General features: G+C 53.2%; 9 protein-coding genes. 6 read left to right on the top strand and 3 right to left on the bottom strand.

Translation table 11 applies throughout. The annotated features are described in order from the left end of the window. Positions 1 to 18: 18 nt before the first annotated feature. The 4 genes from CA13_RS00180 (at position 19) to CA13_RS00195 (ending at position 2,660) form a co-directional block, all read left to right on the top strand. Positions 19 to 483 (top strand): hypothetical protein, encoded by a 465-nt coding sequence (locus tag CA13_RS00180; protein ID WP_146393684.1) that lies wholly within the window; start codon positions 19 to 21, stop codon positions 481 to 483. 118 nt (positions 484 to 601) lie between these two features. Continuing rightward, entirely contained in the window at positions 602 to 1,237 is a 636-nt protein-coding gene (locus CA13_RS00185; RefSeq protein WP_146393686.1) for a hypothetical protein, read from the top strand. A 99-nt stretch (positions 1,238 to 1,336) separates the two neighbouring features. After that, the gene (locus CA13_RS00190; RefSeq protein ID WP_146393688.1) at positions 1,337 to 1,810 is read left to right on the top strand and encodes a hypothetical protein; all 474 of its coding nucleotides are present in this window, start codon (positions 1,337 to 1,339) and stop codon (positions 1,808 to 1,810) included. A 100-nt stretch (positions 1,811 to 1,910) separates the two neighbouring features. Next, positions 1,911 to 2,660 (top strand): M90 family metallopeptidase, encoded by a 750-nt coding sequence (locus tag CA13_RS00195; RefSeq protein ID WP_146393690.1) that lies wholly within the window; start codon positions 1,911 to 1,913, stop codon positions 2,658 to 2,660. A gap of 737 nt (positions 2,661 to 3,397) precedes the next feature. On the opposite strand, the gene CA13_RS00200 is transcribed toward CA13_RS00195, so the two are convergent. After that, the gene (locus tag CA13_RS00200; protein ID WP_419193742.1) at positions 3,398 to 4,642 is read right to left on the bottom strand and encodes an IS110 family RNA-guided transposase; all 1,245 of its coding nucleotides are present in this window, start codon (positions 4,640 to 4,642) and stop codon (positions 3,398 to 3,400) included. A gap of 243 nt (positions 4,643 to 4,885) precedes the next feature. Between CA13_RS00200 and CA13_RS00205 the strand changes: the two genes are divergently transcribed. Further along, entirely contained in the window at positions 4,886 to 5,116 is a 231-nt protein-coding gene (locus tag CA13_RS00205) for an addiction module protein (protein WP_146393693.1), read from the top strand. Further along, the gene (locus CA13_RS00210) at positions 5,094 to 5,393 is read left to right on the top strand and encodes a type II toxin-antitoxin system RelE/ParE family toxin (RefSeq protein WP_146393694.1); all 300 of its coding nucleotides are present in this window, start codon (positions 5,094 to 5,096) and stop codon (positions 5,391 to 5,393) included. Before CA13_RS00205 ends, CA13_RS00210 begins: the two co-directional genes overlap by 23 nt. A 381-nt stretch (positions 5,394 to 5,774) precedes the next feature. Here CA13_RS00210 and CA13_RS00215 read toward each other — a convergent pair whose 3' ends face one another. Together CA13_RS00215 and CA13_RS00220 are read right to left on the bottom strand one after the other, a co-directional pair. Then, positions 5,775 to 6,968, bottom strand: a complete 1,194-nt coding sequence (locus CA13_RS00215; protein WP_146393696.1) for an IS91 family transposase — start codon at positions 6,966 to 6,968, stop codon at positions 5,775 to 5,777. Beyond that, positions 6,969 to 7,892 (bottom strand): tyrosine-type recombinase/integrase, encoded by a 924-nt coding sequence (locus CA13_RS00220; RefSeq protein ID WP_146393698.1) that lies wholly within the window; start codon positions 7,890 to 7,892, stop codon positions 6,969 to 6,971. Positions 7,893 to 9,401: the final 1,509 nt, after the last annotated feature.

Consider the following 9,401-nt stretch of genomic DNA (forward strand, 5'->3'; position numbering starts at 1 on the left):
CCCGACTGAAGTATGGACGTGACCGTCATCACGAAGCGTAGACTCGTCCGGATTGCTGCGTTTTCGCTTGCGATTGCAGTTGGCTGGTTTGCCATTTCGCTTGCTCGCACGATCCGCGAGATACCCGAGGGCTACGCTGCATGGGACACGGGCACGCTCTTAACGACATACATGGACCAGAATGATGGCAAATGGCCATCAAGCTGGGATGAGCTTGCTACCGTAATCGGAGACGGACAACCAATGCTCTTTTCCCACTCAGACAGCGATGGCAATTCCATATCGAACACGGCGTATATCAACAAACTTCGATCCATGATCAAGGTTGACTGGTCGTTTGATCCTGTTCCTGGCACGACCGACTCACCTGTCACTCGAATAGACGGCAGCAAGTTCCGGACGGTTTGGGTCGGCGCTGAGCCCAACGAAATGGTAAGGTCGTTCATTGTTCACCATGCAAAACATCCCGAACCCGACGGGTAACCATGTGATGCAACGGAGGACGGGTGGTCCGTTTTCTCGTCTGCTTGCATCTCGTTCGCCCGTCCCCGCTGATCACCACCGTTATCCGATTGACTCACACCGGAACGAATGACAAAGCATGAAGCTCCACTCCGCAATTATTGTCTTGCTCGTCCTCGCGTGCTCACCCGCCACCGCAGAAGAAACGGTTGAATTGCAAAGATTTTCGATCGTGCAAGCAGCGTCTCGGACTATTCTGCTTGATCGCGTTTCGGGAACGACATGGGTGCTTGAAGAATCTCCCCATTTGCGATGGCAAGCGATTCCGCAGGATTCAGCTTCCTCGCTTCGAGCCAAACGCAACCTTGATACCTCAAAGCTAAAACTTGTCGCCAACGCAAGAACGTCAGCTGATGCTGGGGAAAACGTTCTTGTTCGGGCTTCAGTGAACAATCCAACGTCAACATCAGCTGACGGCTTTACAATAATCTTTGTCCCTGGAGAAGCCACCGTTACTAGTGCGACCAGCGGTACGCTCAAGCACGATGACGACCGTTGCGTTTGGGAAGTGGATCGGCTCGATGCGGGCGAATCGAAAGTGTTCGAAGTTCAGGTCCGATTCTCGAAGGAGTTGGTTGGAAAATCGCCACAACTCACCTGGGCTCTTCGTGATCGCTCCGGCGGACAGGCGACGGAAACCGAAAATATTGCGGTTACCGAGGCGGGAGCATTTAGTGATCGCGTAAGCGAATCAACTTCCGACAACGGCGGATAACCATCGCGTGCACGCGGAGGACCGGTGGTTCGTTGTCGCAAATGGATACTCAATTCCCGGTCCCCGGTGACGCGGTCCGTTCGCCGACTAAAGCGTGTTATGAATGAACATCGATCTAGTTGGAACGCAGTCACGCTAAGCCTGCTTGCATTGATCACAACAGGCTGCTCGCGCGTGGAATCCGATCTCATTTCCGTCGGTGACTCAATGCAGCTATCGCGAGCAAAACTAGTCGCTTGGGGTGGGCAAGAAGCGTATCTTGCTCGTTACACTGTTACGGTGCCGGTTGCGGAAGACACCGCAAAACCCACAGGGCAGTCTGACCCTTATGTTGCTACTGTTCCCGCCTGGGACGAAGACCAAGAGCGCGATAATGCGCCCGAACGATACGAAGTAGTTGATCCTAGGACGCAACCTTGTGACGGATATTCGTTTGCCGATCGCATTATCGTGCTTCACGGCAACGAAACAGTCTCGGATATAGAAATCGTAGTATATGGTGACGGTGGTAAGTCCACAGAGAGAACCTTCCACGGGAATCGAGTGTTAACTCGATCCGACTTGGTACAATAGCGGCGAACCATGGCGTGCACGCGAAGCACGGCATGAGACGTTTACAAATGGAAACCACATGGGCCGTGCTCGGTGACGCCGGCCGTTCGCCGACAGAGACATGCATAGCTGGTATCGAAACCGTCAACGTCGAAAGCTACTGGCGAGTCCATTCCCGCGACCGTGGCAAGAACTGCTGCACGACCGCGTGTGGCAGTATCAACAACTTGAAATCGAACAGCGTGACAAGTTGCACAATTGCGTAAAGACGATCGTCGCGGAAGTTGATTGGATCGGGCTTGACGGCCATTTTGTGAATGAAGCAATGAAGGTCACGATTGCTGGCCACGCAAGCTTGATGCTGCTTGGCTTCGAAAATGACTTCATGGATGAAGTCCGCACAATTCAAGTATGTCGACAAGAGTTCGACGACAATCGCGAATCTGACCCGATCTACGCTACTGAGACCAAATCCGGACGGGCTCAGCCCGACGGGACGACGATTCTTTCATGGCACCATGTTCTAAACGCCAATTATTACGGTGACCGCAACATAGTGATTCATGAATTCGCGCATCATGTTGACCGCCGCGACGGTCAGATGCACGCAACTTTGAATTTTCAAGATGCAACCGATCAACAACGGTGGGATCGCGTCGTGGCTGAAGAATACGCCGACCTCTGTGACGCCGCTGCATCCGGACGGTGGACACTCCTGCGACATTATGGTGCGAAGAATCGGACTGAATTTTTTGCGGTGGCAACCGAGTGCTTTTTTGAATCGCCTGACCGTCTGAGACGTTCTCATGCTGAGCTATACGACTTGTTACGCAGTTTCTACAATCTGGATACCGTCGAGTGGTTGGCCTGACTCTGCAATCAGCGGCGAACCATTCCGATGCACGGGAGCGGCGAAGTCGCGTTTCTCGACAATTGAACATTCCTCGTCGCCGCCCCGTGATCGGTGACGACTATGAAGTCCGTGGTTTGACCAGTGGCGACTGGCCGCTTTTTTGAAATATTTCTTACATTGGGTGTTGTGTGTTCATTTGTTTGTGGTGACTCGGTGGTAGCGAACTGCGGCGAGCGATCTACTGTTGATGACTTGGCTCGATTCGATTGGGTACTAAACGACTATTCGAGATGTCGACGCCTTGACCCAAAAGGGTCGGTCCTTGACAGCGTCGCCTCAGCATTCCTTACAGGGTTTCAATCGGTATTCTCTTGAGTTCTGTTGGATGGCCCGACACTCCGAGCGATCTCTCAATCTTTATGTCGGGTTCATCGCCTCTCACATTCTTTAGGACGCCATGACCGGAGGCGTTTACGTTGCTTCCGGTGGCAGTAGGTGTCAGTGATGCAGGCGAAGTGGAGTCCTTTTCGAGTTGCAAGCGTGGTCTTCGATCAGTGTTTCGTTCTCAGTGATTCGCTCCGGTGTTGGTTTGGGTTCGATGGGTTCAAGGTGGGTGATAAAAGCTTCCCTGGAAAGCGCCACATTCGTTATCTCAGGGTTATCAAGCAGCGTTTCAGATGCGGCTTGACGCCCTTGTCAGCGATTCGTGGTCACTTCCAGGAAAGCACGGGCCCAACAACGGGCCTTGCCTGGTGTCAGGTTTTCAAGGGCGAGCGGCGTTTGCTGCCGCGGCGGCGAGTCGGTTTACTGCCTCGGCCGCTACGCTGCTTCGGTTCGTCGCTGATCACTGGCCCGGGAGGATGTGGTTTTGCGCGTAGGAGTTTGGCTTTCTTTTTTGGTTTTGCTTCGTGGGGCTCTGTTGCTTCCTCCATCAGTTCTTGAGTTCCAGGATCCGTCACAGCTTCCTGCAATGCCTTGCTCTGATCCCATGCCTGTTGGTCTCGCATCATCGCCCAAGCGACCACTGCGATCTTGCGCGCCAGTGCAATGCCAGCTTTCTTGCGTCGTGTTTTCGATCCTCCGTGAATCCGTTCAAAGGTCTTCTTGCTCCAGGCGTTGTATCGGAGGCTCGCCCAAGCACATTCTAATAGCATTGTGCGAGCCAGTTTTGGCCCGCGTTTACTGATCTTTCCGTTGCGATCGGTTTCACCTGATTGATATTGCTTCGGGGTTAAGCCGAGGTAACTTGAAAGATGCCGGGCACTCTTGAATCGGTGCGGATCATCGATAATGGCGACAAGTAACTCAGCGGTCTTGCGACCCACTCCAGGAATCGTCATGACAATCTGAATTAGAGGATTATCAGCAGCAAACAATTCCAACCGATCCTCGACCGCTTGCATCTCGGCAGTTAACGCATCGAGCTGCGTCAATTCCAAATCAAGTTGCCCTTTCCAAAGGTCGTCACAGGTACACTCCGCGATGGATTTTCGAAACGAGTCGATGTGCACGCGTCCGGTATTCCATGCTCTCGCGCCGGTATCGATTTCGATGCCGCGGTTGGCGAAGGTGGAGCGAATGCCGTTCTTGATTCGAGTGATTCGGCCGTCGAGGTTCTTTCGGTACTTAATGATGGCTCGTTGTTCACGGATCTCGGGTTTTGGCACGTGGACCGGCGTGAGCACTCCCATGGCGGCCATTTTGGCCAGCTTAAGAGCATCGTCTCGATCGGTTTTGCGTTTGGTTTTGTTCCACATCCATGCTTCGTCGTTGGTGCTGCAAACGAGCGTTTTGATTTCTCTTTGTTGACACACATCGCTAATCCATCCCGACGGTCCGCAGGCCTCCATGACCAGCAGATCGAATTCGTTATCGTCCAAGAGCTTGTCGATATGCGAACGTCGGGTGAGGATGGCTTCGAAGGAAAACTTGCGAGTTTTACAATCGTAGAAGCAGGCGACCGACTTGAACTTGCCAAGGTCGAGAGAACAGATCATCATAGAAAGGTTCCGTGGTTTGGGGTGTGAACGAAGTAAGAAGCGTTTCATTGTGACCGATCGCAAGATCGAGATCACGGCCTAGTCAGCAGCGTATGCAGCCGACTCGCCTCAAACCACGGACTTCATGGATTCTTTATCCGACTGAGCGTAGCTCGGGGGCTCTTTATCCGACTGAGCGTAGCTCGGGGGCTCTGCGTTGCGATCCGTGGAATTCGTGGCTACACTAGGACTGGAGGATCTACAATGACTGTCGAAACGATTATTGCAAGCCTATCACAGGCTGACCGACGAAACGCTCTAGAACTGCTTTGGGCGTCACTTGAGCGTGATTCAGATGCCTACACACCACCCGACTGGCACGGTACTTTGCTGGCTGAACGACTTGCGAACCCTTCATCCGAGCCGGCAATGCCAGTTCGTGAAGCAATGGACGCTGTAAGGAATAGGGTTGATGCTCGTAGAACTTCGTCCTGAGGCATCTGATGACTTGGTATCTGCGGCCGAGTACTTCAACGACAAGAGCCTTGGTTGGGGCGATCACTTTCTCGAATCCATAGAATCCGATCTGCTCGATCTCGAACGTGAAGCTGGCATTCATGCTCTTCATCACGGAATGCCCTGCAAATTTGCGAGTGTCTTCCCGTTTGCAATATACTACCGGATCGAAACTTCCGTCGCGATGGTTTACGCGATACTGAGCTGCCGGATGGATCCAGGCGTCCACATGACGATACTCAAAGATCGCGGATAACCGTTAAGAATTTGACATCGCGTGAATGAAGAGCGGCTTGTGATGATTTTTGGTGGGGTGAACTGGATAGTGCGATCCAGGTGAGCGACCGAGCCGATGCTCAAATTCGTTGTTCAAGAAGCCCGGATGCGGCTACAGAACCCTTAGGGTTTTCAACTTTTGATTCGCTTGTTGTGTGTTGCTCAAAGTGGTCCCTGTGTGACAGAGCAGCCGACTTTTGCAATGGTTCGATCGGCTTCCAAGTACCGACAGATTGATCCCGAGCAGTGTTTCGTCGTTTTTGCGTCCGTTTCTTTTCGACCACGTGCCCCGTGCGCAGAACGCTCCCGGCATGACGCTTGGCGACATCGAAAAGCTTTTCGATCAAGGCGATGGTTTGACTCATGCCCGAGACTCCTTTGAGCAAGCAGGCAGCGATTGCAATTCCGGTGGACCGCGCGACGTGTCCCGTCGCCACAGCCAACATCCGTGCTGGTCAGTCACACCGATCAATTCCATTTCACCCCCGCAGTGATTGCACTTGATCGGCTGCCGAACACGCTCCGGCGGTTTGCTTGGCAGAAGCGATGTCCAAAGCGTCCAACCGAGCCAAATCCAGATCAACCAGCGAACGTTCGCAAGTTTCAATTTGTTGTTGGGACTCATGAAGCCATAATAGCGCACCTTGCGAAATCCCGGCGGCAAGATGTGTTGTGAGAATGCCTGGACGAACTTTTCGCCACTGAGATGACGCTCGATCGAATAACGCTTACCGGACGGCTTAACCTTGTAGGTCACTCCCGACTCATTCACCGAAACGATTCGGTTATCACTAATCGCGATACGGTACACATACGGGGCGAGATACTTCAGCACGGCCTCGCCGTTGCCAACGGGTTTACGATTGACGACCCAATCGGATTTGAGCACCCCTGGCGGCAATTGATCGTACAGCCCAGCGGCGCGGATCGCTTCGACAAACCGTTTTTTGTAAAGCCTCTTGGCCGGCAGAGGATGAAAAAGATGGTCGCGTTTGGCTTGCAACCACCTCGTCCGATCCGGGCTGACGCCGCCACCAGGGACGACGAAGTGAACGTGCGGATGATAGCTCGCTAGGTCCCGACCCCACGTATGCAAAATACCGAAGAACCCGATTTGATCACTGCCGACGTTCTTTGGTTCTGCCATCATCGCTTGGATCGTTTGCCGGCCTGCCTGAAAGAGCGCTTCGTAACCCTCCTCAGGATGGGCGCGCAGCAGCGGACGCAGTTCCTCGGGAACCGTAAACGTGACGACAAAATGTTGCACCGGAAGCCGTTTGCTGGTCTGCTTGGCAAGCCAGGCCTGGGTCTTATCCTTTTGACAGTTCGGGCAGTGACGATTGCCACAAGAACGTCCCAGCGAGTGTTTTGCCTGGCAGTTCTTGCAACGATAGGCCACAAAACCAAGCTCTCCCGTTTTGCATCGCATCAGCAACCCGAGCACCTTGCGGTGATGGGGCGGCATTCGCTTGTGATACTTTGCAATGTAGGCAGGAGCAAACTGACGCAGTGCATCGGCGACGGTGGAAACCGCTGCCTCCGCAACGTCGATCATCTACTTGCCGGTTTTGTCGCGTCCGCGAAACAACTGGTTGATGACCTTGCGAGCATCCACCTCGGCCGTTTCCGTCAGATGAAGGTAAATCATCGTCGACTGAAGACTCCTGTGCCCAAGGTACTTTTGAATCGCCTTTAAACTCACATTCGCTTCTAACAAATGAGTGGCATAGGAATGTCGCAAAGTGTGTTGTGATACTTTTTTGCCAAAGTTCAGCTCCTCGGTGATCTTCTTGATCGCACCTTGCACGGTTGAAATGCTCATTGGCGTCGTGGACTGGGAGCCATCGTGATGATTGCGTCCGGCTGCCGGAAACAGAAAGGTTTTGTTTCGATGGGTCTTCCACTGGGCTCGAAGCACACAAAGCGTGGATTGAGCCAGCGGGATGTAACGATCTTTGACGCCTTTGCCTCGATGGATGTGAACCATCATTCGCTGGCTGTCGATGTCCCCGACTTGCAAGTTGACCGCGTCGCCGATCCGGAGTCCCAAGGTGTAGCTAATCCAGATGAAGCACTTGAGCCGGAAAGACTTGGCAGCATCGATCATCTGGAAAATCTGTTTCTGGGTGAGCACTTCGGGAAGCGTGTGGGCGTAGTTGATTTTGGTTTGATCAAGGACTTTCCATTTTCGCGGACAGCAGGTCCGATAAAAGAACTTAATTCCCGAGAGTAGGACGCTTTGCGTGCCTGAGGCGGCTTCCAGATCGACGATTTGATAGAGCAGGAAGGCTCGAATGTCCGCTTCGTCGAGTTTGCTAGGTGATTGCTGATGAAACTCAGCAAGCTTCCTGACCGCTCGCACGTAGCCGTAGACGGTTCGCTTAGCCATTCCTGCGAGCCTCAGGTCTTCGACGAGTTTATCGTAGTATTTCCCTTTGAAGAACGCCGAAGACTTTGGTAAGTTGTTGTAGGTTGGCATGGTAAGCTCCTCTTTGTTTTGTGAGACAAAAAGAACCAGCATGTCATGCCAACCAAATTTTGAAACAATAATCCAATCAGGAAAACTATGCCGCGCAGCGGCTTTCTTGAACCATCCGTTGCACGCGGAGCCGCGGGCCGCGCGGATTCTCAAATCAATGTCGTTTGCCGCGGCCCGGTGAACGGTGACGTTATCACACTCCGGGCGATCGATGTTCTGCTATCGGTGCGCTGTTGATGATCCCTTTGCGTCCGTTCGGTCCACAACGTCGTTTGTTGCTTTTAAATTGAACCGTCGCTAAACTGATACTGCTAGGAAACGGACAACCGTCACCCAAGGGGCCGAAGGCTAAACTGACGGTGCTCGGTCGATTGATTCATCATGGTGACTCGATCGGCGTTTTACCCACATCCGTGCGATAACCATGTGATGCAACGGAGGACGGGTGGTCCGTTTTCTCGTCTGCTTGCAAGTCTTTCGCCCGTCCCCGCTGATCACCACCGTTACCCGACCAGGAGTGCTTTAACTGGACACTGATAGCAACCCATTTGCGGCACCCGAAACAGTTTCGGAGCGATTGCTTCCGGGCACCCATGTGCCCATGCGTTTTCGCATCAATGACTTTCGCTGGGCTATTCCCGTTACTCTCTTCTGTTGCATACTTCCAGCGGTCGTCATTGCGATTGAACAGCTCTTTTCTCCTTTCAACCAAAACTTCAACGTCGCATCGGGTCCCCTCATCGTTTGGGTGATTAACGCGACTGCCCTTCCGGCTGCCGGCTCCGGGGTGTTGGTGCGAAACCATGGCTGGATCACTCGCATTTCTTACGGGCTGTGCTCTCTAGCATTCGTCTCGGTCGTCAACACAATTTTGCTCGTGGCTGCAATTGTTGCCTGGGGTCCAGTTGCCACTTAGTATATCCGTACCGATCTCAAGCCACCTGCGTCCAGTATGCGGGTAACCATGGCGTGCACGCGGAGCGGGGCTTGCGGCCAAATTTGAAGTGGACAACTTTACTCTCCCCGCCCGGTGACGCCGGACGTTCGCCGACTGAAGACCACAATACGCAGCGTAGATGTTGATTCCGATTCAACCCCGACACCGGTGTCCGTCATGCGGTGTTCCGCAGATTGCCGACTGCTACTTTGCCGCGTTACGCGTGCCGATTGTTGGAAGCAAGCGTTCAAGACACCATTGCCCATCCTGTAATACCCACATTTGGTACCAAGCTAAACGGTCTATTCCGCTGCTTCTCGTTCGGCTTGTCGCCGTCGCACTTTTGCTGGCGTGGGCACTCAGTATTCCCGGAGTCGTGAGCGTAGACTTCGGTCTGTACTTTGTCGTTTGCGTACTTCTGGGTGTCTCGCTTATGCTCATTGATATGCTGCGTGGAACCGTGATGACGAAACCCTCAAACACTCTCTTTCGTAACTAGTGTCCGTCCGGAAATTGCTCGAGTGGCTGATTTTAGCGGATTTCACGTCCGCTGAGTACTTCGAAGATTTAGC

This window comes from Novipirellula herctigrandis, assembly GCA_007859835.1.
Lineage (GTDB): Bacteria > Planctomycetota > Planctomycetia > Pirellulales > Pirellulaceae > Novipirellula_A > Novipirellula_A herctigrandis.